The following is a 26629-nucleotide window of genomic DNA, read 5'->3' on the forward strand; positions in this document are numbered from 1 at the left end:
GGCCCTACCGGCCCGCCAACGCATCCACCACGCGGCTCATTGCGCCCAACCCGGATTCGAATAGCGTTTCCAGGAACGGTCCCGCGTGGGGAAGCACCACCGTCAGCACGGTGACGCCGATGATGAGCGTGACCGGAAAGCCGACCGAGAACACGGACAGTTGCTGGGCGGCGCGGTTCAGGATGCCCATCGCCAGGTTGATGGTCAGCAGCGCGCAAATCAGCGGCAGTGCCAGCAGCAGGCCGGAGACGAAGACGGTCTTGCCCCATTCCACCACGACGCCCCAGCCGTTCTGGTGCAGCTGGATCGCCGCGACCGGCAGCGTGTCGAAGGATCGCACCAGGGCGGCCAGCACCAGCAGGTGGCCGTCCAGGGCCAGGAAGGTCAGCATGGCCACCATGTTGAACAGGCGCGACAGCACAGCGGTGTTGGCGCCGGCGCTGGGGTCGAAGAACGAGGCGAACGACAAGCCCATTTGCAGGCCGACGAATTCGCCAGCCGTCTGCACGGCGGCGAACACGATGCGCATCGTGAAGCCCATGGCGATGCCGATCAGCACCTGCTGCATCACCATCCACAGCCCGGCATACGAGCCCGGTGAGATCGGCGGCATGGGGTCCAGCGCGGGGCTTACCGCCACGGCCAGCACGAAAGACAGGCCGACCTTCACCTTGACGGGAACGGCGGATTCCGAGAACAGCGGCGCGGTGCCGATCAGCGCCAGGATACGCACGAAGGGCCAGAGAAACTGGCCGATCCAGCCGTTGAGCTGTTCGAGCGTGAAGGCGATCATGGGGAGACGTCCGGGGCCGGGCGGCGCGGGCCGCTCAGGACACCAGCATGGGAATCTGGCCGATCAGCTGCCGGATGTAGTCGACCATGACGCCGATGAGCCACGGGCCCAGCAGCACCAGCACGCCGCACATGGCCAGCAGCTTCGGAATGAACGACAGCGTCATTTCGTTGATCTGCGTGGCGGCCTGGAAGATGCTGATGACCAGGCCCACCACCAGCACCACCAGCAGCAGCGGGCCGGCCATCGCCAGGACGATCTTCATCGCCTGGTAGGCCATGGTCATGACGGTTTCCGCGGTCATGGCGATTGCTCCGGCGTTATTGGTAGAAGCTCTGGGCCAGAGAGCCCATCAGCAGGTTCCAGCCATCGGCCAGCACGAACAGCATCAGCTTGAACGGCAGCGCCACGGTCACGGGCGGCACCATCATCATGCCCAGCGCCATCAGCACGCTGGCCACCACCAGGTCGATGATCAGGAACGGGATGAAGATCGTGAAGCCGATCTGGAACGCCGTCTTCAATTCGCTGGTGATGAAGGCGGGCACCAGGATGCGCAAGGGCACCTGCGACGGGTCTTCCAGCGCGGGCTGCTTGGCCAGGTTGGCGAACAGCGACAGATCGTTCTCGCGGGTCTGGTGCAGCATGAACGTACGCAGCGGACCGGCGGCGCGTTCCACGGCGGTTTCGAACTGGATCGACCCTTCGGACAAGGGCTTGTAGGCGTCGGCGTAGATCTTGTCGAACACCGGCGACATCGTATAGAAGGTCAGGAACAGCGCCAGCCCGATCAGCACATGGTTGGGCGGCGACATCGCCGTGCCCATCGCGCTACGCAACAGGCCCAGCACGATGATGATGCGGGTGAAGCCCGTCATCATCAGCAAGGCGGCCGGCAGGAACGACAAGGACGTCATCAGCAGCATCGTCTGCATGCTGAGCGAATACGTCTCCGAGCCGTTGGGGCCGGGGGTGGCCGTCAGGGCGGGCAGGGTGGCCTGGGCGACGACTCCGGCGGGAAAGAGGGCCAGGCCCAGCACCGCGGCGGCGGCCAGCAGGGGCAGCGCGCGCGGGCGAGCAGGCAGGAGTGTCGTGCGAGAGAGAAAGCTCATGGGTGTCGCAAAGATGCGCGTGTCGCGCTAGCGGCGCTTGAGCGCCTGGCCCAGCTTGGCCGCGAAGGCCGCGGCGGGCAAGGGCGAACCCTCCGGCATCTGGCCGGCGGGCAGGGTATGCAGCGTGGTGAGCTGGTTCGGGCCTACGCCCACCACCAGCCAGGTGTTGTCGATTTCAACGACGACGATGCTTTGGCGCGTCCCAACGGGCAGGCTGGCCACTTGCTTGAGCAGGTTGCCGCCGCCGCGCTGGGTCAATCCGGCCCGCCGCGCCAGCCAGGCCGATACCAGGATGGCGGCCACCACCAGCACCAGGCCGATGATGACGCGCAGCAGGGCGGATTCAGTCATGGCGCCGGACTGCTAGCGGCGGTTGTTCAAGCGGTTGATCCGCTCGGACGGGGTAATGATGTCGGTCAGGCGGATGCCGTACTTGTCTTCCACAACCACGACTTCGCCTTGGGCGATGAGGTAGCCGTTCACGAAGATGTCCATCGGCTCGCCGGCCAGGCCGTCCAGCTCGACCACGGAACCCTGGCCCAGCTGGAGCAGGTTCTTGATGGTCAGGCGGGTGCGTCCCAGTTCAACCGTCAACTGGACGGGAACGTCCATGATCAGGTCGATGTCGGTACCGGTGCCGCTTGTGGCGCCGGCCAGCGGCTTGAACACCGACTGCGCCGCCGATTGCGCGGCGGGGGCAGCGGGGGCAGCGGCCGGTGCGGGAGCAGCCGGTGCCGGCGCGGGCGCCGGTGCCGCAGCAGCGGGAGCGGGCGCCGAGGCGGTTTGTTCAGCCATCGCGGCCGCCCAGTCGTCCTGCGGCTTTAAGCCGTCGGCTTGCGTGGGCGGGTTGGCGCGGGATTGTTCGGCGAGCGCGTCGGCCCAGTCGTCGGCCGGGGACGAGCCGGAGCCAGGCTCGTTCTTGTCAGTCATGGTCGGGGGCCTCGTTTGAATCGGTATCGTAGGTAAACATGTTCTGTACGCGTAGCGCGTACTGGCCGTTGAAGACGCCGTAGCCGCATTCCATCAGCGGCACGCCATCCACATTGGCAATGATGGTCTCGGGCACGTCCACGGGAAGGACGTCGCCCACCTTCAAATTCATCAGTTCGCGGATCGAGGACGGGATGCGCGCAAATTCCGCCACCACGTCGATATCGGCGCTGCGCACCTGGCGCGACAGCTGCTGCGACCAGCGCTGGTCAACTTCTTCCAGCGTGGTTTCCTGCAGCGGCCGCGTCAGCAGATCGCGCACCGGCTCGATCATGGAATAGGGCAGGCAGATGTTCAGGTCGCCGCCGGTCGCGCCGAATTCGATATGGAACGAGGTGACGACCACCACTTCATTGTTGCCGGTGATGCTGGCGAACTTGGTGTGCATCTCCGAGCGCACGTACTCGAATTCGATCGGATAGACGGGGTCCCAGGACTTGCCGTAGCTTTCCAGGGTCAGGTTGAGCAGGCGCCGGATGATGCGCTGCTCGGTCGTGGTGAAGTCCCGGCCTTCGACGCGCGTGTGGTAGCGGCCATCGCCACCGAACAGGCTGTCGATAACCAGGAACACCAGGTTCGGGTCATACGTGAACAGCGCCGTGCCACGCAGCGGCTTCATCTGAATCATGTTCAGATTGCTGGGCACGGGCAGGTTGCGTTCAAAGTCCGCGTACTTCTGGATCTTGATCGAGCCGACGGTAATGTCGGCGCTGCGGCGCATGAAGTTCAACAGCACGTTGCGCATATGCCGCGCAAAGCGTTCGTTGATGAGCTCCAGCGTCTGCATGCGGCGGCGCACGACGCGCTCGGGCGAGCTCAGGTCGTAGGCACGCGCGCCATCATTGGAGTTCGCGGCCGCCGACTTGCTATCGCTCTCGCCGGTAACGCCGGCAAGCAGCGCATCGACTTCGTCCTGCGAAAGAAATGCCTCGTAGGCCATACTTATTGCACCACGAACGCCGTGAACAGTACGTCGGTGACATACTGGCCGTCGGGCAACGGCGAGAACGGACGGTTGACCGCGACCTTGATCGCGTTGGCCATGTCGGTCTTGCCTTGCTGGGTCTGCACGCCGGTGGGCGATTGCGACGACAGCACCATCAGGATGCGGCTGCGCACTTCAGGCATGTACTTTTCCAGGCGCGTGCGGGTCTGCTCGTCGCTGACGCGCAGGGTCAGGCCCACGTGCATGATGCGTTCGGTGTCGGCGTTTTGCAGCGTGACGGTGAATGCTTCGATGGGCACGAAGATCGGCGCGGGCACGGCGATGGGGCCGGCGGGCGGCGCAACAAACGTGGTCGGGGTGGCTTGCGGGCCTTGGCCGGGCTGACCCGGCTGGCCGGGTTGGCCGGGCTGGCCGCCGGGCACCTGGCCCACGCCCAATTGCACGGCAGCGCCGGCGGGCGGTTGCTGCATGCGCTGCGTGATGAACCAGGTTGCGCCGGCGCTGGCGCCTGCAACGATGAGCAGGACCAGAAGGCCCAGCAGCAGGCGAAGGACGCCGATGCCGCCGGATTTCTTGGCGCCCGACGGCGCGGTAATAGGTTTGGTAGTCGCCATCTCGGTTTCGATGCGTATTAAGCCGCTGGTGAAAACGGATTCTTAGTGGATGAAAGCATTCTGCCCCAAAGTGCGTCTCGCCTTGGAGGCGAAAAACAGGGCGAAAGCCGCGTATCTCAAGCTATTGCTGCACCGCCCGCTTCCGTTGCCGGTCGCGGGCCGCGTGTTTATCAGGCAAAGGTGTCGACCAGTGCGTTGGCGTTGCGCGACACCGTCACGGTGGGCGCGGCGATATCGGCCGATGCCTCGGCGACCGCCGATCCATTGCCCGACTGCCGATGCGATCCGCCATTGCCTTGTTGCTGTGCGAATTCCTGCTGCGCGGCCTGCTCGCCCACGCTGGTCTGGCCCAGCGAGATACCGGCTTGCCCCAGCGCCTGTTGCAGTTGCGGGATCGCGGTTTCGATGGCCTGGCGCACGGAGGCATGCGCCGACACGAACGACGCGCTGGCCACGCCATCCGACAGGTTCAGGCTGACGCGCAAGGGGCCCAGGTCGGGCGGGTCCAGGCGCAACTCGGCGGTCTGCATGCCCTGGCGTGCGTTGGTGCTCATCATGACGACCTGCTGGCCCAGCTCGGTGCCCCAATGCGTGCCGCCAACGGGCGTGGCGACCTGCATCACCAGCGGTACGGCCGGCGGAGCGATGGCAGCTTGGTTCACGACCGGCGCGGCCTGGCGCTGGCTGGCGGCGGCAAGCGCCTGGGCCAGGTTGTCCTGCGGCGTGGCGCCATGTTGCGGCGCCTGGAATTGCGGCGCGGTGCTGTTCAGGGCGGCCGTCAATTCCTCTTCGGTGTGGGCGGGCAACGTCGTCGTGTGCTCGGCGGCAGCGGCGTGCGTGTCGCGCGCCACGCGCGGCAAGGGGATCTCGGGCGCCAGACGCGGCGCATCGGCCTTGGCCGTGGTGGGCGCGGCGGGCTTGGCGGCCGGCGCGGCGTCCGCTACCGGGGGCACGGCGCTGCCCGGTTTGACGGCGCTGGTCAGGATGGGTTGCGCGGCCTGGGCGTCGCGCGCGGCGGCGGCAAGGGCAGCTTCGGCCTGGACGGCGGTGGCGGCAACCGGCGTGCGCGGGGTGGCGGGTGCATCGGCGGCGGTCAGCGCGGCGGTCAGGATGGCTGCGCCGTTGCTCATCGCGGTGGCGGCGGACTCGGCGGTGCCGCGTGCCAGCTGCACCTGTTCGGCGGCCTGCGCCGCCAGTTCCAGCGTTTGCTGCGGCAGCGCGGCAACCGGCTGCTGCGCGGCGGCCACGGCCAGCGCGCCGGCTTCGGCCGACGTGGCGGTCTTCACGGCTTCGTCGATGGCGCCCGAGGCGGCCGATTCGGCCTTGCCGGCGGCGTCGTTGCCAGCGTCACCGGTGTTTGCATTCTTGGCGGGCGTTTTGGCGCCGTTGTTCGCGGGGCGCGAATCGGCGGACGGCTTCGGGCGCTGCTGGGCCAGCACGTCGGAAAAGCTCGGGCCTTTCTTGTTCGCGGGTGCGGACTTGGCACCCAGCGCGTCGGCGATGGACGTGGGCGCAAAAGGCGCGACGGTGGGCAAGGGCAGGGGAGCGGTCATCTGGGGCTTCCTGTTAGGTATTGCTTAATGCATCCCGGCCTGGCGCTGGACCAGGCGGGCGGAATATTCATCATTGGCGCGTTGTTCGCGGCGCGATTCCACGACGGCCTGCGCGCGCAGTTCGCGCTGCGCCAGGGCGTCGTACGAGCTGAGCTTGCGCTTTTCCTGTTGCCAGTACTGGCGGCCCTTGGCCAGGTTGTCATCGGCCTGGCGCAACACCGCCTGCTGCTGGCCGATGGCGTCGTCCAGGGTGCCGATAAAGCGCTGGTAGTTGTGGCAATCGCTGGCCGACATGCCGGTCGTCATGGCCTGTTGCAGACGTTCCAGGTAGTCCTGGCGATAGTCGCTCAACATACCCAGCTGGCGCTCGGCGTTGGTGCGTTCGGCGCTGAGGCGGCCCAACAGGCGCGCGGCTTCGTCCGTGCTTTCCTTGGCCAGGTTGATCAACATGTCCAAGGGCAATTGGCTAGGCATAGGTGTCCCTTAACTCGAAACTGGCGCGCAACTGGTTGACGGCTTCGTCGTAGCCGATGTTCTCGCCGATGTCTTGCTGCAAGAAGGCTTCCAGGCGCGGATAGCGGGCGATGGCTTCGTCCAGCTGCGGATCGTTGCCCGCCGCGTAGGCGCCCACCGCGATCAGGTCGCGGTTGCGCTGGTAGCGCGACAGGTTCTGCTTGAAGCGACGCACCACGGCGAATTGCTGCGGCGTGATCAGCGACGTCATAGCGCGCGAGATCGACGCCTCGATATCGATGGCGGGGTAGTGGCCGGCTTCGGCCAGATGGCGCGACAGCACTACGTGGCCGTCCAAAATGGCGCGGGCCGAATCGGCGATGGGGTCTTGCTGGTCGTCGCCTTCGGCCAACACCGTGTAGAACGCCGTGATGGAACCGGCCTTGCCGGACGGCCCCGGTGCACCCATGCCGGCGCGTTCTACCAGCATCGGCAGCTTGGCGAACACCGACGGCGGGTAGCCCTTGGTGGCGGGCGGCTCGCCGATGGCCAGCGCGATTTCGCGTTGGGCCATGGCGTAGCGCGTCAGCGAATCCATGATCAGCAAGACGTCCAGCCCCTGATCGCGAAAATGCTCGGCCAGGCGGGTGGCATAGGCCGCGCCTTGCAGGCGCAGCAGCGCGGACACGTCGGCGGGCGCGGCCACGACGACCGAGCGCGCCAGGCCCTCGGGGCCCAAGTTGTGTTCGATGAATTCCTTGACTTCGCGGCCGCGTTCGCCGATCAGGCCCACGACGATGACGTCGGCCTTGGTGTAGCGGGCCATCATGCCCAGCAACACGGATTTACCCACGCCCGAACCGGCGAACAGGCCCATGCGCTGGCCGCGTCCCACCGTCAACAAACCGTTGATGGCGCGCACGCCCGTGTCCAGCACGGTGTCGATCGGCGCGCGCGACAAGGGGTTGATGGGCAGCGCGGACAAGGGCGCGAGTTCGGCGCCGGTCAGCGGGCCCAGCCCGTCCAGCGGGCGGCCCGCGCCGTCCAGCACGCGGCCCAGCAGCGCGTTGCCCACGGGCAGGTGGCGTCCCAGCTGCGGCTTGGCATTGCCATTCAATTCGGCCTTGCGCGGCAGCGGAATTGCGCGTTGCACGGGCGGCTCGCCGGGCACGACGCGCGCGCCGGGCGGCAGGCCGGAAATATCGGCTTGCGGCATCAGGTACAGGGTGTGGCCATCAAAGCCCACCACTTCGGCATCGGCCCAGTGATCGTGGCCGCGCGCGATTTCAATGCGGGCGGCCGCGCCCACGGGCAGGCGCAGGCCGGTGGCATGCAGCACCAGACCGGTGGCGCGGGTGATTTTGCCGCTGACCAGCCAGGGGTCGGTGGACGCCGCGCGGATCGAACCGATCTCCAGCTGCGTCTTCCAGCGGTCCAGCACCGGCACCGTGCTCGCGGAGGTCGCGGGCACGGTGGGTTGGGCGGTCTGCGCCGAAGCCTGATCGCCGTTCACGCCGGGTCCTCCCACGACACGTTGCGGCCCAGCGAGGCCGCCACGCGGCGCCAGCGGGTTTGCAAGGTGGCGTCGATATCGCCAAAAGGCGTTTCGGCACGGCAGCCGCCGCGCGCGATGGACTCATCGGCCAGCACGCGCCAATGGCCTTCTTTCAGTTCGTCCGCCAGGTGCAGGCGGATCAGCTCGATGTCTTCGGGGTTGGCCCACAATCGCATCTGGCCGCCGGCCGACGGGTTGATGTGCAGCACATCGCGCACGGCGGCAATCACGGTGTCGGGTTGTTCGGACAGGGTGGTGCGCACGACCTGCTGCGCAATGTCCAGCGCCAGCGTCAGCAGGCTCTGGCCCATCTTTTCTTCCAGCGCGCCCACGGACGCGGCGCAGGCTTGCACCAGCGCGTTCAAGCGCTGCGCTTCCTCCGCGCCTTGCTGGCGCGCCTGGGCCAGCCCATCGGCGTAACCCGCTTCGCGGCCCGCGGCGTACCCTGCTTCGTGGCCCGCCTGCTGGCCGGCTTCAACGCCGGCCGCATGGCCCTGCGCGTAGCCTTCCTCGCGACCTTCGGCCATGGCCTGGGCGCGCAGTTGCGCCATCACTACCGCGGGGTCCGGACCGGGATCGGGTTCCGGTTCGGGCTCCGCTTCGACGGTCGCCGGCTCGTCGAACGACAGCATCTGCCAGCGCCGCCAGGCGGCACTGCGCGAGATGAGCGTCGTCGCGCCGTTGTCCGCTTCAGACATACGCGTCGTCTCCGGAATTGCCCAGCACGATCTGGCCGCTCTCGGCCAGGCGGCGGGCGATTTGCAGGATCTTCTTCTGCTCGCCTTCCACCTTCGACATGCGGATCGGGCCTTGCGCTTCCAGGTCCTCGCGCAGCATTTCGGCGGCACGGCTGGACATGTTGCGCAGGAACTTCGCACGCAGCTCTTCCTGGGCACCCTTGAGCGCGACCATGAGCGTGTCGTTGTCGATTTCCTTGAGGATGAGCTGGATGGCGCGGTCTTCGACGTCGAGCAGATTGTCGAACACGAACATCTCGTCGATGATCTTCTGCGCCAGGTCGTTGTCGCGTTCGCGCAGGCTGGCCACGACGGTTTCCTCGTCCGAGGAATTCATCATGTTCAGGATCTCGGCCGCGGTGCGCACGCCGCCCATCTTGCTGCGCTTGGCGCCTTGGCCGGCCAGCACGGAATTGAGCACTTCGGTCAGCTCGGACAAGGCCGCCGGCTGCACGCCGCCAAACGTGGCGATGCGCAGCATGACGTCGTTGCGCAGGCGGTCGGTCAACAAGGCCAGCACGCCGGCCGCGCGGTCGCGCTCCAGGTGCACCAGGATCGTTGCGATGATCTGCGGGTGCTCGTCGCCGATCAGTTCGGCCACGGTGTTCGGGTCCAGCCAGTTCAGCGCGTCGATGCCGCTGCCGCCGTCGCCGGCTTCCAGAATGTCTTCGATCAGGCCGGCCGCGCGGTCGCTGCCCAGCGCCTTGGTCAGCACGCTGCGGATGTAGTCGTCCGAACCCAGGGTGACGGCCATGAACTGGTCGGCTTCCTGGCGGAATTCTTCCAGCACCACGGCCACGTCGTTGCGCGTGACCTGCTTCAGGCTGGCCATCGCCGCGCCCACCTGCTGCACTTCACGCGCGCTCAGGTACTTGAAGACCTCGGCTGCGGCGTCTTCGCCCAGCGACATCATCAGGACGGCGCTGCGCGTCATGCCGTCCATCGGAGTGGAATCATTTTTCATCTTTGCTCATCCAGGTGCGCAGAACCATCGCGACGGCGCGCGGATCCTTGTTGGCCATCGTGCGGGCGCGTTCCAGGTTGTCTTCGTAACGGCTGAGTTCCTTGGTGCGGGCGGCGTCCTGGGCCTCGCGAGCGGCTTCCTGACGCTCGGCTTCAGCCATTTCCGGATCCACCGGCGGGTACAGGTACTCGGTGACCGAGCGGCGAATCTTGCGATACAGCCAGAACGCAACCACCAGACCTACCAGCCACGCCAGGATCGTCTTGAACAGGGCAATCATTTCCGGATCGCGCCACATCGGCAGCGGCGGCGGGCCATCGTTGAACTGGCTGTTGACCAGGTTCAGCGAGTCGCCACGCGTTTCGGAATAGCCCATGGCTTCACGAACCAGGTTGGTCAGCTTGTTCAGTTCTTCGGGCGGCAGGGCTTGCGGCTCGCCGTCCTTGTCGCGGATGTAGTTCACCACCACAGCCACCGACAGGCGCTTCAGGTTGCCCACCGGCTGCTTGATGTGGCTGATGGTGCGGTCCACTTCATAGTTGGTGGTGGCGTCGCGGCGCTCGTTCAGATTGGCCGTGGCCGCCTGGGTGCCGGTCTGCTGTTGTTGTTGCTGCTGTTGCTGGGCACCGGCCGCGGCGGGCGGCTGGCCCGGGCGCGGCGGCTGCTGCGCGGGCGGGTTGGTCAACGGCGCTTGCGCGTTCGGAGGCGCCTGGTTCGACAATGCACCCGGCACGCCCTGAGCGGGGCTGACGCCGCGCTGGGTGGAATCGCTGGTTTGCTGGCTGCGCACGGCGGCCTGGCCAGGTTCCTGGTTCGGGCGGTAGACCTCGGAGGTTTCTTCGCGGCGGGCGAAGTCCACGTCGGCGCTGGCTTGGGCGTGCACGTTGCCGGGGCCGACCAAGGGGTTCAGGATCGTCAGGATGCGTTCGACGGTGCGCTGTTCCATTTCGCGCACGAAGCGCATCTGGTCGGCGTCCATGCCGCGTCCTTCGCCCAGCGGCGCGGACAGCAGGCGGCCGTTCTGATCGACGATGGAGACGTTTTCGGCGGTCAGCTCGGGCACGCTGGAAGCCACCAGCCACGAAATCGCCGAGACCTGCGCGTCGCTCAGGCTGCGGCCCGGGTAGACATTCAGCAGCACGGACGCGGTGGGCGCCTGGCGTTCACGCACGAACAGCGACTGGCGCGGCATGGCCAGGTGCACGCGGGCGTGCTGCACGGTATTCATGGCTTCGATCGAACGGGCCAGCTCGCCTTCCAGACCGCGCTGGTAGTTGATCTGTTCCGCGAACTGGCTGGCGCCGAAGCGGGCGTTGTCCATCAGCTCGAAGCCGACGGAACCGCCGCGCGGCAAGCCTTGCGACGCCAGTTGCAGCCGGGCGTCGTAGACGCGGTCGGCCGGCACCAGCAGCGCGGTGCCCGTCTCGTTGTAGCGGTAGGGCACGTTCATGGTGCCCAGGGCCGTAACGATGGCACCGCCGTCGCGGTCGTCCAGGTTCGAGAACAGGACCTTGTACTTGGGCTCGCTGCTCCACATCACCGCGGCGATGATCAGCGCGACGACGGCGGCCGCCGCGCCAAGCAAGACGGGCTTGGGCAGTGCGCGGACCTTTTCCAGCACAGGGAACTTCGCCAGCAGCGACGAACTCAGAGTGGCCTGCTGATTCATCGACGGCTCCCGCTGGCTGCGCGGCGCAAGGAAAAGGACTTCATGTCTGGGTAGGGCAGATTACACATGCAACGTGCTTCTGGTCTGGGGAGAGCCTGGATTATTGCCGTTGGGTCGACAATCCCAATCGATGAAAACAGCCGGTTTTTGGCGTTACTTATCCTCTATGTCGATAGCGAATGGGCGGATCCGGCCCCGGCTATGGGCATTCGTTGAAATGTCGGGGTTTTTGGCGGTTTTTAATCGCTATGGGTGCGCGCGATCGGCGGTACGCTTTGCGGCAACATTGGCGAATCGCCCCACCAGCAAGGAATCAGGTAATGGCTGTATCAGGCTTGAACGGCATCGAAAGCATGCTCCAGCAGATGCGCACCGTCGTAAGCAAGGCGGAAACCGGCAATCTGGCCGCCGGAGAATCGGTCGGCCAGCCCGACGGTTTTGCCGCCGAGTTGCAGCGCTCGATCCGCCGCGTGACGTCGGCGCAGAACGCCTCGTCGGCGCAGGCGAAGGCCTTTGAAATGGGCGCGCCCGATATTTCGCTCAACGATGTGATCATCGACATGCAGAAAGCCAGCCTTGGCTTTCAGACGGCGGTGCAGGTGCGCAACAAGCTGGTTGCGGCCTACAAGGAAATCTCGTCGATGGCCGTGTAAGGCGGGTAAGCCGGGTAAGCCGGGTAAGTCGTCTAACGGCGGCGTCGATTTGAAAAGGCCTTTCCACTGGAAAGGCCTTTTTGCTTTTTGGCGCGGGGCTGCCGCGTCAGTTGCGCTGCGCGCCTTTCTCCAGACGCCACACCACTTTTTGCAGCCAGTTTTCCTGGCGCGCGTCCAGGTTCAGGAACACCGCGCCCACGTGGCTCATCGGCGGTTCGCCGGTCAGCGACAAATGCCGCGGCGCTTCGTCCGGGCTGTCGGGCTGGACCATCGGCTGGCCGGAAATCGGGTAGACGTTGCGCACTTCCAGGTTAGCGCTGAGCTTGCCCAGATCGCCGAAGTCCAGCTGCACGTCTTCCATGACGGTGCCGCGCTCGGGCAGGGCGGGCACGGCCAGCCCGGCGCGCAGGCCCACGCCGTCAACGGAAATATCGCGCACGGTGAAGCTAAAGGGGCGGGCCTTGGGTTCGGGCAGCCACGTGGCCTGGCATTGCCCCGCGCCGGTAACCAGCGAGGCGCGGAACATCTTGCGTCGCTGGATGCGGGCCAGGCGATCGGGAAACGGTGACATCAACGCCGCGCTGCCGTCATCGAAATGAATAACCTCGGGGCGCTGCACGCGAAAGCGGATCTGCACGCCGCCATAGGCGGTGGCGTGGAAGTGGAACGTCGTGCCGCTTAACAACCCCATGCTGTCCGACTGTTCGAAGTCGGCGCCGGCGTAGTCCCGGGGCCGCCAGAAGAACTGGCGCGTCTGCTTGTCGGCGCCCAGCACCAGCACCGCCATCTCGCGGTCGGCGGCGTCGCGTACCAGGATGTGGCTGTCGGGGTGCGTCAGCTCGAACAGGGCGGAACGCATGTCTTCCGGCCGGGTCAGCAGGAATTCCGGGTCGCTGGCTTCCAACACGATGGTGGTCCTTAGAAAGTGGGGTCAGGCGGGCGGCGCCGCTTGGGGAAGCTCGCGCGATTCCAGGCGATACAGCCAGGCCAGCAATTCTGCCACCGCTACGTACAGTTGGGGAGGAATATGTGCGTCCAGATCCACTTGCATGAGCAAGCCGACCAATTCCCGGGACTCATGCACATACAGGCCGTTTTCCTCGGCGGCGCGCACGATGGTGTCGGCAAGCTGGCCGTAGCCCTTGGCCACCACGCGGGGCGCGCCGTCCTTGTCGTCGTAGGAAATGGCGACGGCGGCATTGCGGTTGGCGTTGGGGCCGGCATTGGGGCCGGCATTTGGGCCACCAATTTGGCCGCCGTCCTCGGAATAGGAGATGTTGCTCATCAGAAGTCGGTCGGGATGACGGGGCGCGGGTCGGTCACGCTGACCGCCAGGTTGCTCAGCGTCAGGCCGGCGGCCAACAGGCGCGAGCGCAACTGGTCGGACGCATCGTTGATTTCACCGGCGGCCAGCGGCGCGACCAGTTGCAGGACGATCTGGTCGCCTGCCAGATTCAGGCGGGCGTCCACCAGCCCCAGGCGCGGCAGGTCCAGCTTCAAGCGCGTGGCCCAGGTGGGCGTGGCCGAATCGGGATCGCCGCCGTAGGGGTCGCGTTCTACTTCCCATTCCATCGGCGTGCCGGGCCAGGCTTCGCCTTGCCAGGTCAGCGACTGGTTGGCCAGCACGTCCAACTGTTGGCGCACCAGCACGGTTAGATCCTGGTGGATGCCCGTCACGGGCGTGCCGGGTGCCGGGCCGCTGGACGAGCCGGCGCCGGTTGCCGCGTCGCCACCACCGGCCGCGCGGTTGGCGGCGGGCGCATCGGCGCGGTTGCGCGCCAGCATCGCGTTCTGCTGGGCGGGGTCTTTGGTCAGGTTGGCCTGCGGCTCTTTTTGCAGCGCGTCCGGGTTGGTGCGGCCGAACACCATGTCGGTCAGGTGCGATTCGTAGAACAGTCCGCTGGTCTGCAAGGCCTGGCGCAGCGCCTGCCCCAGCAGGCGTGCCGACGGGCCCCCGGCGGCAAGCGCGGCATGGGCCGCGGCGTCGGCGCCGCGCGTGGCAGCCGTGTCGGCGTGGCCGGCGGGGCGGCCGGCCTTGGTGCCGGCGGCCGCATCTGCGCCGGCCGTCGCGGCGGAAGGGGTGGCGGAGGGGGCGGCTGTGTTCGCGGCAGCGCCCGTCTGCGGGGCGCCCGGCAACGTCTGCGCGGCTTGTCCGGGCTGGGCGGCCGGGCCGTTCGGGGGCGCGGGTTGGGATCCGGCTTGGGCGGGGGCTTGCTCCGCCGCGCCGCCATTGGCGTTCCACAGCGGGGCGCGTCCCTGGACGGCGGGCGCGGCCTCCGGAAATTGCGCCAGCAAGGCAAGAATCGTGCGGGCGGTGGTGCCCAGCGTGGTCGGCGCGGACGCGGTGGTGTCGCTACTGGTGACCAGCCCGCGCGCGGCCAGCGCCAGCGCGGCGGCGGTCTTGGCGTCGACAACGGTATTCTGGCGGTCGCCTCGGGCGCCGCCAGTTTGTATGCCTTGCCGGGGATCGCGGGTGGACCCGTCCGACGACCCGGGCTTTTCCGGGCCGCCAGGCTGGCTGACGGCGTCCGGCCGGGCGCCTGAAACCTGGTTGGCATTCGCGGCGGACATCGTCGTGCCAAGCACGGCGTCCAACCGCTGCACCAGGACGTTACCGAGTGCGGCGGGACCGACGCTCATTCTTCAGGCGCCTGCTGGTATCCGTAGGCCGACAGCAGCGTCTGCTGGCGCTTCATGCGCCCCAGCAGTTCGCCCAGGCGGGCCAGTTGAGGAATGGCCAGATCACGCGTCAGCGCGTCGTTTTCCAGGATGCGCACCAGCAGGTCGTACTTCATGGCGCGCGTGGCTTCGTCCAGCGGCGCCTTTTGTTCGGTCTGACGCAGGCGTTCGACGCGTTCGCAGTATTGCTGGCCGTGCACCATGGCCAGGTCCCAGTCGCCGGCCTTGGCGGCGGAAAGCATTTCCCCCGTGATGTCGGCAATCTCCTGGTAGTTTTCCAGGATGGAGGGAGGGGACTGGGTAAGGGACGTCATGGAAATCTCGGGCGTGCGCAGGCTGGCTAGGGACATGGTTCTGGCCATTACGGCTCCATGCCGCCGGCAGGCCGGTCGATGGAAGTCTGCCAAGCCTCGGCCAGGTCGGCCAGCAGGCGGTCGGCAATATCCAGCTGTTCGGCATCCGCCTTCAGGTTCGCCGTCAGCAGCGTGCGGATGATGTAGTCGTACAGCAGGGCGAGGTTGGCGGCAATATCGCCGCCGGCCTCCATATTAAGCCCCGTCTTCAGACCTTCATCGACGATCTTGATCGCTTTCGAGATGGCGGCGCCGCGCTCGGCGATCCGGCCTTCGTTCAAATGGATACGTGCCTGCCCGATGGCCGCCCGCGCACCCAGATACAGCAGGGTGATCAGCCGCTCCGGGCTTGCGCCCAGGACTTGCGTTTCCAGACCGATATCGGCGTAGGAACGAACAGAATAAGACCCTGAGGGCCGTCGGGCGGCATACGTCATTTAATGCATCTTCTATAAGTTACTTGTTGGACTTATTCATTGCCTCAAACTGCTGGGTCAGGTACGCGCCTGTGCTTTGCATCTTCATGTAGAAGGTGTCCAGCGCAACAAACTGCGAGCGCATCCGTTCGATTTCAGCGTCGCTGGACGCTTTGGCGCGTGCCTTCTGCGCATCCACGGCAGTGATGGACTTGGCCAAGCCGTCCTGGCGGGTCTTGAGCGAACCCGTCGAACCCAGCACGTCTTTGAGGGCGGCGTCGATGTTCTTGGCCAGGCCGTTTTCGCCGGTCAGCAGCTTGGTGACGTCTGCCGGGTTTTCCGTCAGGGCCTTGGTCAGCTTGGTCGTGTCCAGCTTCAATTCGCGGGCGGTGGCATCCGTGGTGATGCCCAGGTCGGCCAGCGATTTCAGCGTGCCGTTGCCCAAGACGCCTTGCAGCGCGCCGGACAGGGCGGATTGGATCGAACGCGTCGTACCGTCGCCGGTCAGCGGCTGGTTGGTGGCGGCCTTGGCGTCGAACGACGTCAGGTTCTTGATCGTGGTTTGCAGCGTCTTGTACTTGGTGACGAAGTCCTGCACGGCCTTGCTGGCGACCGAGGTGTCGGCTTCCAGCTTCAGCGTGATCGGCTTGTCGGCGTCCGTCTTTTCAGCCAGGTTCAACGTGATGCCGTCGATGGCGGTCGAAATGTTGTTCGAACCGCTCTTGACCGGGATGCCGTTGATGATGACTTCGGCGTCCTGGCCCTTGGTGGCCGTCATGCCGCTGGTGACACCGCCGGCGTCGGTGCTGAAGGTCAGGATGTCTTTCAGCGACTGGTCGCCGTTGACGGTGATGGACTTGACCGAAGCCTTCTCGCCCGTGTCGCGCGCGGTCAGCATCAGGAAGTTGTTGCCATTGCCGTCGTTGATGACCGTGGCGCGCAGGCCGGTCTTGTCATCGGCGTTGATGGCTTTGACGATCCCGTTCAGCGACGTGTCGTCTTTCAGGTCGACGGTACGCTTGGTGCCGTCGGCCAGTTCGATTTCAAACGTGCCGGTGGCGCCGTTCTGGGCCGTGCGGTCGGCAATGGCCGACGATTGCAGGCTTTGGGCACGCGCCAGGTTTTTCACTTCGATGGTGTACTCGCCAGCCACCGCGCCTTCCGCGGCCACGGTGGCCGTCAGGGCGGAACCGCCGGTCACGCTGCCCTTGATGGCAGCCATCGTTTCGGTCTTGCCCAGCACGGCGGCAGACGACTGAAGGGCTTCCAACGCGCTTTGCAGCTGCGAGTAAGCGTCGATACGGGTTTGGTAGCTTTCGGCGCGGGTCGTGTAGACCGACAGCTTTTTCGTCTCGGCGTCTTGCAGGTCCGACAGGATCTTTTCCAGCGGCAAGCCGGACACGGACCCAAGGTTGGTAATAGAAGCCATGTGAAATTCCTTCCTAGCGATGCGATTCTGTCAAAAATATGATGCCGGCGATTGGCCGGGTAAGGGCATAAGGCGGGCCTAATTCGGGGTTTCCCTCACGAAATGGCGCCAACTTGCATGGAAAACACCGTTTTAAAGGGTCACCTACGCGGAAGTCTTGATGCCGTTGCCTTGCATGTTCACGATCATTTTGGCGATTTTCAGCACGGTTTCGCTGGGGATCGTGCGAATGACATCGCCCGATTCCGCGTCCACCACCGACACCACCACCTGATGCACGTTCGGGTCTATCTCGAACTGAAGCTGAGTCGACCACGCCTTCATCTGGTCGTTGATTTCGTCCAGCGCCTTGTCCAGCGGCAGCTTCTGCGAATCTGATTGGTCCGACGTGGCACTGTCGGAGGCGCCGCTGTTCGTGGCGGCGGCCGCGGGCGTCACGCTCACAGCCGGTTCGGCTGCGACGGGGGCCAACACGGGCGCAACGGGTGCGAACGTAGCGGGGGCTAGGGGGGTTACGGCCATGATCACTCCAGCGGCGATGTGGGCGTCTCGGAGGAACGCGCTGTTTTCAGGGAATTCTCAGCTACGATTACGGCACCTTTGCAGGGAACTTTAGCCCCCGGCGGGGCTGGGTCTTTCACGTGCTAATCAGTTTGGATCGGGCAATGAGTGTCAAGACGGCGCTGCGAGTCATCGAAATCATCGAAACCTTTGCCCGCGAAAAGCGCGCGTTGCCCTTGTCGGAGCTGGCCCGTCTGCTGGATGTGCCGGTGTCCAGCTGCCTGGCGCTGATCCGCACCTTGACCGGGCTGGGCTACCTGTACGAAACGGGGCGGCGCCAGGGGTACTACCCCACCGGCCGGCTGCTGGCCATGGCGCAACGCATCGCGCGTGCCGACCCCGTGCTGGATCGCGTCTACCCCAGCCTGGCCGAATTGCGCGACGCTACCCGCGAAACCGTTGTTTTTGCCAAGCTGACGCAGGACGGCCGCGTGGTCTATCTGGACGTGCTGGATTCGCCACATACCATCCGATACGCGCCCGTTGCCGGCGAGTTCAAGGACGTACATGCCAATTCGCTGGGCAAGGCCTTGATGTCGCTGATGGACGAATCCGTGCGCCATGCCGTCCTGGCCGGCACGCCGATGACGCGCTACAACGAGCGCACGCTGGTCACCGCCGAGGCACTGGAAGCTGATCTTCAGCGCTCGCGGCAACGCGGCTGGTTCATGAACAGTGGGGAATCGATCGCCGACGTGGGCGCCATTGCGTGGCCCGTCACGCTGTCGGGCGAGCACTATGCGATTTCGGTGGGCGGCCCGATCTACCGGATCGAGCCGCAGCAAGAGGCGTATGCGCGCATCCTGCGGGCGGCCTGCACGGCCCTGGAACAGCAGGCCTGACGGGGCGCGGGCCCCGCCCTGATCCTTAATACGACTTCGGCAGCCCCAGCACCTTTTCGGCGATAAAGCACATGATCAGCTGCGGGCTGACGGGCGCAATGCGCGGAATGAAGCTTTCGCGCAGCAGCCGTTCCACGTGGTATTCCTTGGCGTAGCCCATGCCGCCCAGCGTCATCACCGCCGTCTGGCAGGCGTTGTAGCCGGCTTCGGCCGCCAGGTATTTGGCCGTGTTGGCGTAGGGGCCGCAGGGCAGGCCGGCGTCGTACAGGCTGGCGGCCTTGAACACCATCAGGTCGGCGGCCTCCAGCTGCATCCAGGCTTGCGCAAGCGGGTGCTGGATACCCTGGTTCTGGCCGATGGGGCGGCCGAACACGGTGCGTTCGCCCGCATACTTCACCGCCCGGTCCAGCGCCGCGCGGCCAATGCCCACGGCTTCCGCCGCGATCAGGATGCGTTCGGGGTTCAAGCCGTGCAGGATGTATTCAAAGCCTCGGCCTTCTTCGCCAATGCGGTCGGCCACCGGGATGCGCAGGCCGTCGATGAACAGCATGTTCGAGTCCACGGCCTTGCGCCCCATTTTCTCGATTTCACGCACCTCGATCTTTTCGCGGTCCAGGTCCGTATAGAACAGCGACAGGCCCTGGGTGGGTTTGTCTACCTCGGACAACGGCGTGGTGCGCGCCAGCAGCAGCATTTTGGTGGCAACCTGCGCCGTCGATATCCAGATCTTGCGCCCATGCACCACGTATTCATCGCCCTGGCGCACCGCCCGGGTCGACAGCTTGGTGGTGTCCAGCCCGGCATCGGGCTCGGTCACGGCGAAGCAGGCTTTTTCGCGGCCGGCGATCAGCGGTTCCAGCCAGCGGCTGCGTTGTTCGTCACTGCCGAAGACCACCACCGGATTCAGCCCGAAGATGTTCATGTGCACGGCGGACGCGCCGGTAAAACCCGCGCCGGACGCGGCGATGGTCTGCATCATCAGCGCGGCCTCTGTCATGCCCAGGCCGGCGCCACCGTATTCCTGCGGCATGGCGATGCCCAGCCAGCCGTCGCGGGCCAGATCGGCATGCAGCGGCTCGGGAAAGCCGCCTTCGCGGTCGCGTTCCAGCCAGTATTCGTCGGGGTAGCGGTCACAGATGCGCGAAACGGCGTCGCGCAGCGCCAATTGGTCGGGGGTGAAAGCAAAGTCCATCAGTCGTTTCCGTCCTGGGTAATGCCACGGGCGAGCAGGTCGTCGATCCGGGCGTCGTCGTAGCCGGCCTGCGCCAGCACCTCGCGGCTGTGCTCGCCCAGCCGGGGGGCGGGCCGGCGCAGCGATGTCGGCGTGCCTTGGTAATGGCCCAGCGGCGCGGGGGTGCGCAGCGGGCCTTCGCTGGGGTGGTCGATGTGGCAGATGAAGTCGGTGGCGGCCAGGTGCTCGTCTTGCAGCAGGTCGTCCACCGTGTACAACTGCGAGGCCGGGATGTCGGCCCCCGCCATCGCTGCCAGCCAGTGGTCCGTGGAGCGGGTGCGAATCACGTCTGCCACGAAGGCGTAGACCTCGCTGATGTGCGCCGCCCGCGCGCCATGCGTGCAAAAGCGCGGGTCCTGGGCCAATTCCGGCTGCTCGATCAGCTTGAAGAAGTTGCGCCAATGCTTGTCGTTGTAGATCAGCAGGCACAGATAACCGTCGGCCGTGGCGTAGGGCCGGCGGTGCGGCGCCAGCAGCCGGGCGTAGCCGGTGGGTCCCAGAGGCGGTTCAAAGGTCGCCCCGCCAAGGTGATCGCCCAGCACCAGATGCGCCATGCCTTCAAACATCGGGATCTCGACCTGTTGGCCGCGCCCCGTGGTCTTGGCGTGCAGCACGGCCGACACCAGGGCGATGCCTACGTGCAGGCCCACCGCGCGGTCCGCCAGCGTCAGCGGCGCATAGCGCGGCACGTCGCCGCTTTGCTGGGCCGACAGCGCCGCGATGCCCGTCTGCCCCTGGATCAGGTCGTCGTACGCGGGCCGGCCGGCGTAGGGGCCGGCCTCGCCAAACCCGTAGGCGCCCAGATAAACGATGCGCGGGTTGCGCGCGGCCACCGCCTCGTACGACAAGCCCAGCCGCGCCATGGCTTGGGGCCGGATGTTGTAGAGCAGGGCGTCGCAGCTTTCCGCCAGCTTCAAGCAAGCCGCCAGGCCCTCGGGCGTCTTCAGGTCCAGCACGATGGACCGCTTGTTGCGGTTCAGGTGCAGGTACAAGTGGCCCATGCCCGGATTGCGCATGGGGCCCACGGCGCGCATGTTGTCGCCCGCGGGCGATTCCACCTTGATAACGTCCGCGCCCAGGTCCGCCAGCGTCTGGGTGGCGTAAGGGCCCATCACGACCGAGCTCAGGTCCAGGATGCGCACCCCGGCAAGCGGGCCGCCGGCGGCGGCATCAGTGGATGAATGCGGCGTCATTGTTGTTGGATCCCCGCGTCTTTGATCAGCTTGCCCCACAGGTCGCGCTGTTCGCTGACGAACGTGGCGAAGTCCTGCGGCGTACCCGAGAAGGCGTCGAAACCCAGGCCCGCCAGGCGCTTCTTCACGTCGGGATTGGCCACCACTTTGTTGATCGCGGCGTTCAACTTGGCGACCACCTCGGGCGGCAGGCCGGCCGGGCCGAAATAGCCGTTCCAGGAATTCAGGTCAAAGTCCTTCACGCCCGCCTCGGCCATGGACGGCAGGTCCGGCACGATGGCGCTGCGCTCGGCGGTGGACACGGCCAGGGCCCGCAGTTGGCCGGACTGCACGAACGGCAGGCCGGAAGCCAGGTCGGTGAACATGAAATCCACCTGGCCGCCGACCACGTCGGTCAGCCCCTGCGGCGTGCCCTTGTACGGCACGTGCAGGATGTCGATCTTGGCGCGGTCGGCCAGCGTTGCGCCCGCGACGATGCCCGTGCTGTTGCCGCTGGCATAGGTGATGCGGCCGGGGTTCTTCTTCGCGTCAGCCACCAGTTCGGCCACGTTCTTCCAGGGCCGTTTCGGGTTTACGACCAGGATGAAAGGCAGGTTGCCGCCGCGCGCGATGGGCGTGAAATCCTTGACGGGGTCGTAGGACACGTTCTTCATCAGCCAGGGGGCGGCCGAGTGCGACGTATTGGTGGTGACGAACAAGGTGTAGCCGTCCGGCTTGGCGCGCGCCACATAGCTGGCCGCGATGGTCGCGTTGGCGCCGGGCTTGTTCTCGACGACGATCTGTTGGCCCAGGATGGTCGACAGCTCCTGCCCGAAGATGCGGCCGACGGCATCGGTGCCTGAACCGGCCGGGAACGGCACGATCAACGTAATGGGTTTGTTGGGGTAGTCGGCCGCCTGCGCCAGGGGCGCGGCCAACAATGCCGCGCCGCTGAGCAGGGCGGTACCGAATAGACGGAAGGGGTGCATGGGTTGTCTCCAGTTTTTATAGATAGGAATGCAAGCGCGGCTCTGCGTCCGCTGCCTGGTGCCGCGCCGCGTCAGGCGGCGGGCGAGGGCGCCGGAAAGTCCCGGATCACGCGGTCGGGGGATTCTTCGTACGGAGGGGTGTAGATCACCAGCAGCCTGGCGGGCTCGTCGCTGGTCACGGTAAATACGTGGGGGATGTCGGGCGGGAAGTAGCAGCAGTCGCCCGCCACCATGTCGGCCGTTTCGTCCGCCACCTGCGCGCGCGCGGTGCCGGACAGCAGATAACAGACCTGTTCGATGCCCGGATGCGCATGCGGCAGCGCGCCCTGGCCTTTTTCAATCACGCCCAGCAGCACTTCCACGCCGCGCGCGCCGACCGTGTCGGGGCTGATCAGCCGGCGGTTCAAGGTGCCGGTGTGATTGGCGGGGTGATAGCCGGGGATGTCGGCTTCGCGAACCAGCCAGCGGGGGGGTGAAGATTGCGTCATGTTCGTCCGTCTAAGTTTTCATACGTAAATTCATTTTCACGTATGCGAAAAACATCGGCAAGCGCTTTTTCGGAACCGATACCGTGGCGCGCCCTAGGGGATTAGGGAAAACACCGGGCACCGGCTGCTAAAATCCTGGGCTGATCTCCTCTCTCGGCCCCGACATGTCCCCCGTTTCTTCGCCTGACGCTTCCGCCACCCTGTCCGACTGGCTCCAGTACCTGGAATCCATACACGCCACCGCGATCGACATGGGCCTGGACCGCGTGCGCGACGTGGCCACCCGCATGGGGCTTGAGCTGTCGGGCGTGAAGTTCGTGGTGGGCGGCACCAACGGCAAGGGGTCCACCTGTGCCATGCTTGAAGCCATCCTGCTGGCTGCCGGCTACAAGGTCGGGCTGTACACGTCGCCCCACCTGATCGACTTCAACGAACGGGCCCGCGTCAACGGCCAGATCGCCTCGGACGCCGAGCTGATCGCGCAGTTCCAGGCGGTCGAAGCGGCGCGGGGCGAGGTTTCGCTGACCTACTTTGAATTCACCACGCTGGCCATCTTGCGGCTGTTCTCGCAAACGCGGCTGGACGCCATCGTGCTGGAAGTGGGGCTGGGCGGGCGGCTGGACGCCGTCAACATCGTCGACGCCGATTGCGCCATCGTCACCAGCGTAGACCTTGACCACACCGACTGGCTGGGCGACACCCGCGAAAAAATCGGCTTCGAAAAGGCCCACATCTATCGCGCCGGCCGCCCCGCCATTTGCAGCGATCCGGTGCCCCCGCAATCGCTGCTGGACCACGTTGAAAAAATCGGCGCGGATCTCTGGCTGTTCGGGCGCGACTACAACTATTCCGGCGACCGCCAGCAATGGGCGTATGGCGGGCGCGAACAGCGCCGCAGTGCGCTGGCGTATCCGGCGCTGCGCGGGGCCAACCAGCTGCTGAACGCGTCCGCCGCGCTGGCCGCGCTGGAATCGGTGCGCGACCGGCTGCCGGTGCAGCAGCAGGCGGTGCGGCTTGGGCTGCTGCAAGCCTCGCTGCCGGGCCGCTTCCAGATTCTGCCCGGTCAGCCGTCGGTGATCCTGGATGTGGCGCACAACCCGCATGCCGCGGCCGTGCTGGCGCAGAACCTGGACAACATGGGCTTTCATCCGTACACCCACGCGGTGTTCGGCATGCTGAACGACAAGGACCTGGCCGGCGTCATCGCCAAGCTGGGCTCCCGCATCGACCACTGGTATTGCGCAGGGCTGCCGGGGCCGCGCGGCACGTCGGGCCAGGCGCTGGCCGACAAGGTGGCCGCCGCCTTGCCGCCATCGCCCGCGGGGGCGGAAAGCCCCAGCATCGCCGCCTTCGACGATCCCGCGCAAGCCTACGCGGCGGCGCGCGAACGGGCGGTCGAGAATGATAGAATCGTCGTGTTTGGGTCGTTTCTCACCGTGGCCTCGGTTTTGCAGGCTCTGGGTCGCAAGGCATAGGCAAAACGGGACATGGCGGCCCGCCGCCATATTGCCGCAAGGCGCCGCAAGGAATTCTCTTCCATGGGTTTTTTCAATCGCAAAGATCCTGCCGACCAGGCGCAGTCCTCTAAACGGGCGGCAGTGCCTAGCGAGGTTCAGGCTGCGCAGCTGCGCGGCCGTGCGCGGCGCAGGTTGGCAGGCGCCGTCGCCTTGGTGCTGGCGGCGGTCATCATCCTGCCCATGGTGCTTGATTCGCAACCGGTGCCGGTTGCCGACAACATTCCCATCCGCGTGCCGGACCGCAACACACCCTTCCAACCGCAGGTAAGCGAGCCGCAGGCCGCCGGGTCCGGCACGGCCGCGTCGGGCGCAGCTGCCGCCAATGGCGCCGCCACGGGCACCGCGCCTACCGAAACCCCGGTGCCCACGCCGCCTGCCGTGACCTCCACGCCGCCCGCCGCGACGGCGTCCAGCGCGCAAGGAACCACCGTGCAGGTCACGCCGCCACTGGTGCCGCCCAAGCCCGAAGCCAAGCCCAAGCCGGAACCCAAGCCCGAGGCCAAGCCGGAAGCCAAACCGGCTACCCCCGCCAAGCCCGACACGCGTTCCGATGACGGCGCGCGCGCTTTGGCGCTGCTGGAAGGGCGCGCGGCACCGGCTGCTTCGGCGCCGGCCGCCGCGCCCAAGCCTGCCGCCAAGGGCAATTTCGTGTTGCAGATCGCGGCGTACACCACGTCGGAAGACGCCCAATCGCGTCGCGCCAAGCTGCATCAGGCGGGCGTCACCAACGCATTTGTTGAACAAGCCTCCATCGGAGGCAAGCAGCAGTACCGTTTGCGCGTGGGGCCGTTCCCCTCTCGCGAAGCGGCACAGGCGGCCCAGGCGCGTTTGCGCACCTTGGGCTATGACAATGGTTTTATCGCCGCCCAATAGTGACCGGTTTCGACTTCGTCGTGCTGGCCATCCTGGCGGTCTCGGGTGTGCTGGGCCTGGTGCGCGGCCTGCTCAAAGAGGTGCTGTCGCTGGTCGCCTATCTGCTGGCCTTCGTGGCCGCGATATGGTGGGGTCCCACGGTGTATACGTGGCTAGAGCCCTATATTGAAACGACGCTGCTGCGCATGGGAGTCTCATACGCCGTGGTGTTCATCCTAGTGCTGCTCGGTGTGGGTTTGGTCAACATGACGCTAGCCGCCTTGATCCGCAGTACCGGACTCAGCCCGGCCGATCACGGCCTGGGCGGAATGTTCGGGCTGGCCCGTGGTCTGCTGATCGTGCTGGCGTTGGTGGCCGCTGCCGGCTACACGCCGCTGCCCCAAGAGTCGTGGTGGAAGGACGCCATGTTTTCGCATTCGGCCATCGAGGCCATCAAACATATCAAAACGTGGCTGCCGCCGTCTTTGGCGACTTGGCTGCCGTATTGATTAGCTTCAAATCAACCAGGAAATCTCACCATGTGTGGAATCGTAGGGGTCATCGGGCGCGGGCCGGTCAACCAGCTGCTCTATGACAGCTTGCTGTTGTTGCAGCATCGCGGGCAGGACGCCGCGGGCATCGCGACGTCGCAAGGCAACCAATTCAATATGTACAAGGCTCACGGCCTGGTGCGCGACGTTTTCCGTACGCGCAACATGCGTTCGTTGCCCGGTACGTCCGGCGTCGGCCAGGTCCGCTATCCCACCGCGGGCTCCAGCGCCAGCGAGGAAGAGGCCCAGCCGTTCTACGTCAACGCCCCGTTCGGCATCATGTTTGCCCACAACGGCAACCTGACCAACTGGCGTGAACTGCGTGAATCGCTGTACCGCGTCGACCGTCGCCACATCAACACGAATTCCGATTCCGAAGTGCTGCTGAACGTGCTTGCGCACGAGCTGCAATCCTCGGCCAACGGTGTGTCGCTAGACGACGACGCGATCTTCCGTGCGGTGTCGGCCGTGCATAAGCGCGTGCGTGGCGCCTACGCCGTCGTGGCGCAGATTTCCGGTTACGGCCTGCTGGCCTTCCGCGACCCCAACGGCATCCGCCCGTTGTGTATCGGCCGCATGGAAACCGACGAAGGCGTTGAATGGATGGTGGCCTCGGAATCCGTGGCGCTGGAAGGCAGCGGCTTTGTCTTCGTGCGCGACGTCGAGCCCGGCGAAGCCGTGTTCGTCGACCTGGACGGCCGCTTCGTCAGCCGCCAGTGCGCCGAGAACCCGCAACTGGTGCCCTGCATTTTCGAATACGTGTACTTCGCGCGTCCGGATTCGCTGATCGACGGCGTGTCGGTCTACGACGCCCGCCTGCGCATGGGCGAGTACCTGGCCGACAAGGTCGCGCGCAACATGCGCCTGGGCGACATCGACGTCGTCATGCCGATTCCGGATTCCTCGCGTCCCGCCGCCATGCAGCTGGCCGCGCGCCTGAACCTGGACTACCGCGAAGGGCTCATCAAGAATCGCTACGTGGGCCGCACGTTCATCATGCCGGGCCAGGCCGTGCGCCGTAAGTCCGTGCGCCAGAAGCTCAATGCCATCGGCATGGAATTCAAGGGCAAGAACGTGCTGCTGGTTGATGACTCCATCGTGCGCGGCACCACCAGCCGCGAAATCGTCGACATGGCGCGCGCCGCCGGCGCCAACAAGGTGTACTTCGCGTCCGCCGCGCCTCCGGTGCGATTCCCGAACGTGTACGGCATCGACATGCCTACGCAATCGGAACTGATCGCCACCGGCCGCAGCGACGAAGAAATCGCCCGCGCCATTGGCGCCGATTCGTTGATCTACCAGGATCTGTCCGACATGCAGCAGTCGGTGCGTGACCTGAACCCCAAGATGCAGCGCTTTGAGGCTTCGTGCTTCGACGGCGAATACGTCACGGGCGACATCACCGCCGAATACCTGGCCCGCCTGGGTCAGTCGCGCGCCGAACCCGGCCAGGACGAAGGCGCCAGCGGCTTGCAATTCAACATGGGCTACGCCGCCAACGACGCCTGAT

30 protein-coding genes are annotated in these 26629 nt (G+C 66.0%); 6 read left to right on the forward strand and 24 right to left on the reverse strand.

All coding sequences use genetic code 11. The annotated features are described in order from the left end of the window. Positions 1-4: 4 nt before the first annotated feature. The 13 genes from fliR to fliF all read right to left on the reverse strand — a co-directional run bounded on the left by fliR (position 5) and on the right by fliF (position 11386). Entirely contained in the window at positions 5-793 is a 789-nt protein-coding gene (gene fliR, locus DVB37_RS10535; protein WP_046807478.1) for a flagellar biosynthetic protein FliR, read from the reverse strand. Positions 794-827: 34 nt separating this feature from the next. Beyond that, positions 828-1097: a flagellar biosynthesis protein FliQ gene (gene fliQ, locus DVB37_RS10540; RefSeq protein WP_006219058.1), complete on the reverse strand. Its 270-nt coding sequence runs from the start codon at positions 1095-1097 to the stop codon at positions 828-830. Positions 1098-1113: 16 nt separating this feature from the next. Continuing rightward, positions 1114-1905, reverse strand: a complete 792-nt coding sequence (gene fliP, locus DVB37_RS10545) for a flagellar type III secretion system pore protein FliP (protein ID WP_120155006.1) — start codon at positions 1903-1905, stop codon at positions 1114-1116. Positions 1906-1932: 27 nt separating this feature from the next. Next, positions 1933-2256, reverse strand: coding sequence for a flagellar biosynthetic protein FliO (gene fliO, locus DVB37_RS10550; protein ID WP_120155007.1), 324 nt, complete (start codon positions 2254-2256; stop codon positions 1933-1935). Between the two features lie 12 nt (positions 2257-2268). Further along, positions 2269-2835 carry a flagellar motor switch protein FliN gene (gene fliN, locus DVB37_RS10555; protein WP_046807477.1) on the reverse strand — a complete coding sequence of 189 codons (567 nt, stop codon included), beginning with the start codon at positions 2833-2835 and terminating at the stop codon, positions 2269-2271. Then, positions 2828-3835: a flagellar motor switch protein FliM gene (fliM, locus tag DVB37_RS10560; RefSeq protein WP_046807476.1), complete on the reverse strand. Its 1008-nt coding sequence runs from the start codon at positions 3833-3835 to the stop codon at positions 2828-2830. Before fliM ends, fliN begins: the two co-directional genes overlap by 8 nt. A gap of 2 nt (positions 3836-3837) precedes the next feature. After that, positions 3838-4455, reverse strand: coding sequence for a flagellar basal body-associated FliL family protein (locus DVB37_RS10565; RefSeq protein WP_104145628.1), 618 nt, complete (start codon positions 4453-4455; stop codon positions 3838-3840). Positions 4456-4625: 170 nt separating this feature from the next. Further along, the gene (locus DVB37_RS10570) at positions 4626-6008 is read right to left on the reverse strand and encodes a flagellar hook-length control protein FliK (RefSeq protein ID WP_120155009.1); all 1383 of its coding nucleotides are present in this window, start codon (positions 6006-6008) and stop codon (positions 4626-4628) included. 24 nt (positions 6009-6032) lie between these two features. After that, positions 6033-6482: a flagellar export protein FliJ gene (gene fliJ, locus DVB37_RS10575; protein WP_046807473.1), complete on the reverse strand. Its 450-nt coding sequence runs from the start codon at positions 6480-6482 to the stop codon at positions 6033-6035. Then, positions 6475-7908, reverse strand: coding sequence for a flagellar protein export ATPase FliI (fliI, locus tag DVB37_RS10580; RefSeq protein ID WP_162941321.1), 1434 nt, complete (start codon positions 7906-7908; stop codon positions 6475-6477). The genes fliJ and fliI overlap by 8 nt, the downstream gene beginning before the upstream one ends. 62 nt (positions 7909-7970) lie before the next feature. Continuing rightward, positions 7971-8714 carry a flagellar assembly protein FliH gene (gene fliH / locus DVB37_RS10585; protein ID WP_120155011.1) on the reverse strand — a complete coding sequence of 248 codons (744 nt, stop codon included), beginning with the start codon at positions 8712-8714 and terminating at the stop codon, positions 7971-7973. After that, complete coding sequence (gene fliG, locus DVB37_RS10590) at positions 8707-9717, reverse strand: flagellar motor switch protein FliG (protein ID WP_039883173.1); 1011 nt, start codon at positions 9715-9717, stop codon at positions 8707-8709. Before fliG ends, fliH begins: the two co-directional genes overlap by 8 nt. Beyond that, a complete protein-coding gene (gene fliF / locus DVB37_RS10595; protein WP_120155013.1) occupies positions 9707-11386 on the reverse strand; it encodes a flagellar basal-body MS-ring/collar protein FliF in 1680 nt (559 codons plus the stop codon). Before fliF ends, fliG begins: the two co-directional genes overlap by 11 nt. A 320-nt stretch (positions 11387-11706) precedes the next feature. Between fliF and fliE the strand changes: the two genes are divergently transcribed. Then, on the forward strand, positions 11707-12039 hold the full coding sequence (fliE, locus tag DVB37_RS10600; protein WP_046807469.1) for a flagellar hook-basal body complex protein FliE: 333 nt from the start codon (positions 11707-11709) through the stop codon (positions 12037-12039). Between the two features lie 106 nt (positions 12040-12145). Here the strand turns inward: fliE and DVB37_RS10605 are convergent, their stop codons facing one another. The 7 genes from DVB37_RS10605 to DVB37_RS10635 all read right to left on the reverse strand — a co-directional run bounded on the left by DVB37_RS10605 (position 12146) and on the right by DVB37_RS10635 (position 17438). Then, positions 12146-12946, reverse strand: coding sequence for a flagellar brake protein (locus DVB37_RS10605; RefSeq protein ID WP_104145631.1), 801 nt, complete (start codon positions 12944-12946; stop codon positions 12146-12148). A gap of 24 nt (positions 12947-12970) precedes the next feature. Beyond that, positions 12971-13324, reverse strand: a complete 354-nt coding sequence (locus DVB37_RS10610) for an EscU/YscU/HrcU family type III secretion system export apparatus switch protein (RefSeq protein WP_240434082.1) — start codon at positions 13322-13324, stop codon at positions 12971-12973. Next, positions 13324-14679, reverse strand: a complete 1356-nt coding sequence (locus DVB37_RS10615; protein WP_120155015.1) for a flagellar hook-length control protein FliK — start codon at positions 14677-14679, stop codon at positions 13324-13326. Before DVB37_RS10615 ends, DVB37_RS10610 begins: the two co-directional genes overlap by 1 nt. Beyond that, a complete protein-coding gene (locus tag DVB37_RS10620; RefSeq protein ID WP_104145683.1) occupies positions 14676-15032 on the reverse strand; it encodes a flagellar protein FliT in 357 nt (118 codons plus the stop codon). Before DVB37_RS10620 ends, DVB37_RS10615 begins: the two co-directional genes overlap by 4 nt. 47 nt (positions 15033-15079) lie before the next feature. Then, positions 15080-15508 carry a flagellar export chaperone FliS gene (gene fliS / locus DVB37_RS10625; RefSeq protein ID WP_046807466.1) on the reverse strand — a complete coding sequence of 143 codons (429 nt, stop codon included), beginning with the start codon at positions 15506-15508 and terminating at the stop codon, positions 15080-15082. A gap of 19 nt (positions 15509-15527) precedes the next feature. Beyond that, positions 15528-16916, reverse strand: coding sequence for a flagellar filament capping protein FliD (gene fliD, locus DVB37_RS10630; RefSeq protein WP_046807465.1), 1389 nt, complete (start codon positions 16914-16916; stop codon positions 15528-15530). A gap of 144 nt (positions 16917-17060) precedes the next feature. Next, the gene (locus DVB37_RS10635) at positions 17061-17438 is read right to left on the reverse strand and encodes a flagellar protein FlaG (RefSeq protein ID WP_046807464.1); all 378 of its coding nucleotides are present in this window, start codon (positions 17436-17438) and stop codon (positions 17061-17063) included. A 143-nt stretch (positions 17439-17581) separates the two neighbouring features. On the opposite strand from DVB37_RS10635, the gene DVB37_RS10640 reads away from it, so the two are divergent. Next, the gene (locus DVB37_RS10640) at positions 17582-18319 is read left to right on the forward strand and encodes an IclR family transcriptional regulator (RefSeq protein WP_120155017.1); all 738 of its coding nucleotides are present in this window, start codon (positions 17582-17584) and stop codon (positions 18317-18319) included. Positions 18320-18344: 25 nt separating this feature from the next. On the opposite strand, the gene DVB37_RS10645 is transcribed toward DVB37_RS10640, so the two are convergent. From DVB37_RS10645 to DVB37_RS10660, 4 genes are all read right to left on the reverse strand, one after another. Beyond that, complete coding sequence (locus DVB37_RS10645; protein WP_046807462.1) at positions 18345-19511, reverse strand: acyl-CoA dehydrogenase family protein; 1167 nt, start codon at positions 19509-19511, stop codon at positions 18345-18347. Beyond that, complete coding sequence (locus DVB37_RS10650) at positions 19511-20743, reverse strand: CaiB/BaiF CoA-transferase family protein (protein ID WP_120155019.1); 1233 nt, start codon at positions 20741-20743, stop codon at positions 19511-19513. Before DVB37_RS10650 ends, DVB37_RS10645 begins: the two co-directional genes overlap by 1 nt. Next, complete coding sequence (locus tag DVB37_RS10655; RefSeq protein WP_046807460.1) at positions 20740-21711, reverse strand: tripartite tricarboxylate transporter substrate binding protein; 972 nt, start codon at positions 21709-21711, stop codon at positions 20740-20742. The genes DVB37_RS10650 and DVB37_RS10655 overlap by 4 nt, the downstream gene beginning before the upstream one ends. 71 nt (positions 21712-21782) lie before the next feature. Beyond that, entirely contained in the window at positions 21783-22199 is a 417-nt protein-coding gene (locus DVB37_RS10660) for a cupin domain-containing protein (protein ID WP_046807459.1), read from the reverse strand. Positions 22200-22363: 164 nt separating this feature from the next. Here DVB37_RS10660 and folC point away from each other — a divergent pair, with 164 nt between their 5' ends. The 4 genes from folC (at position 22364) to purF (ending at position 26628) form a co-directional block, all read left to right on the forward strand. Then, complete coding sequence (gene folC, locus DVB37_RS10665) at positions 22364-23674, forward strand: bifunctional tetrahydrofolate synthase/dihydrofolate synthase (protein WP_046807458.1); 1311 nt, start codon at positions 22364-22366, stop codon at positions 23672-23674. Between the two features lie 63 nt (positions 23675-23737). Beyond that, positions 23738-24589, forward strand: a complete 852-nt coding sequence (locus DVB37_RS10670; protein ID WP_120157445.1) for an SPOR domain-containing protein — start codon at positions 23738-23740, stop codon at positions 24587-24589. Continuing rightward, positions 24589-25077 carry a CvpA family protein gene (locus DVB37_RS10675; RefSeq protein WP_120155020.1) on the forward strand — a complete coding sequence of 163 codons (489 nt, stop codon included), beginning with the start codon at positions 24589-24591 and terminating at the stop codon, positions 25075-25077. Before DVB37_RS10670 ends, DVB37_RS10675 begins: the two co-directional genes overlap by 1 nt. Positions 25078-25107: 30 nt before the next feature. After that, positions 25108-26628: an amidophosphoribosyltransferase gene (purF, locus tag DVB37_RS10680; RefSeq protein ID WP_120155022.1), complete on the forward strand. Its 1521-nt coding sequence runs from the start codon at positions 25108-25110 to the stop codon at positions 26626-26628. The last annotated feature ends 1 nt before the right edge of the window (position 26629 follow it).

Origin of the sequence: Achromobacter sp. B7 (assembly GCF_003600685.1) — a bacterium.
Taxonomy (GTDB): domain Bacteria; phylum Pseudomonadota; class Gammaproteobacteria; order Burkholderiales; family Burkholderiaceae_B; genus Achromobacter; species Achromobacter spanius_B.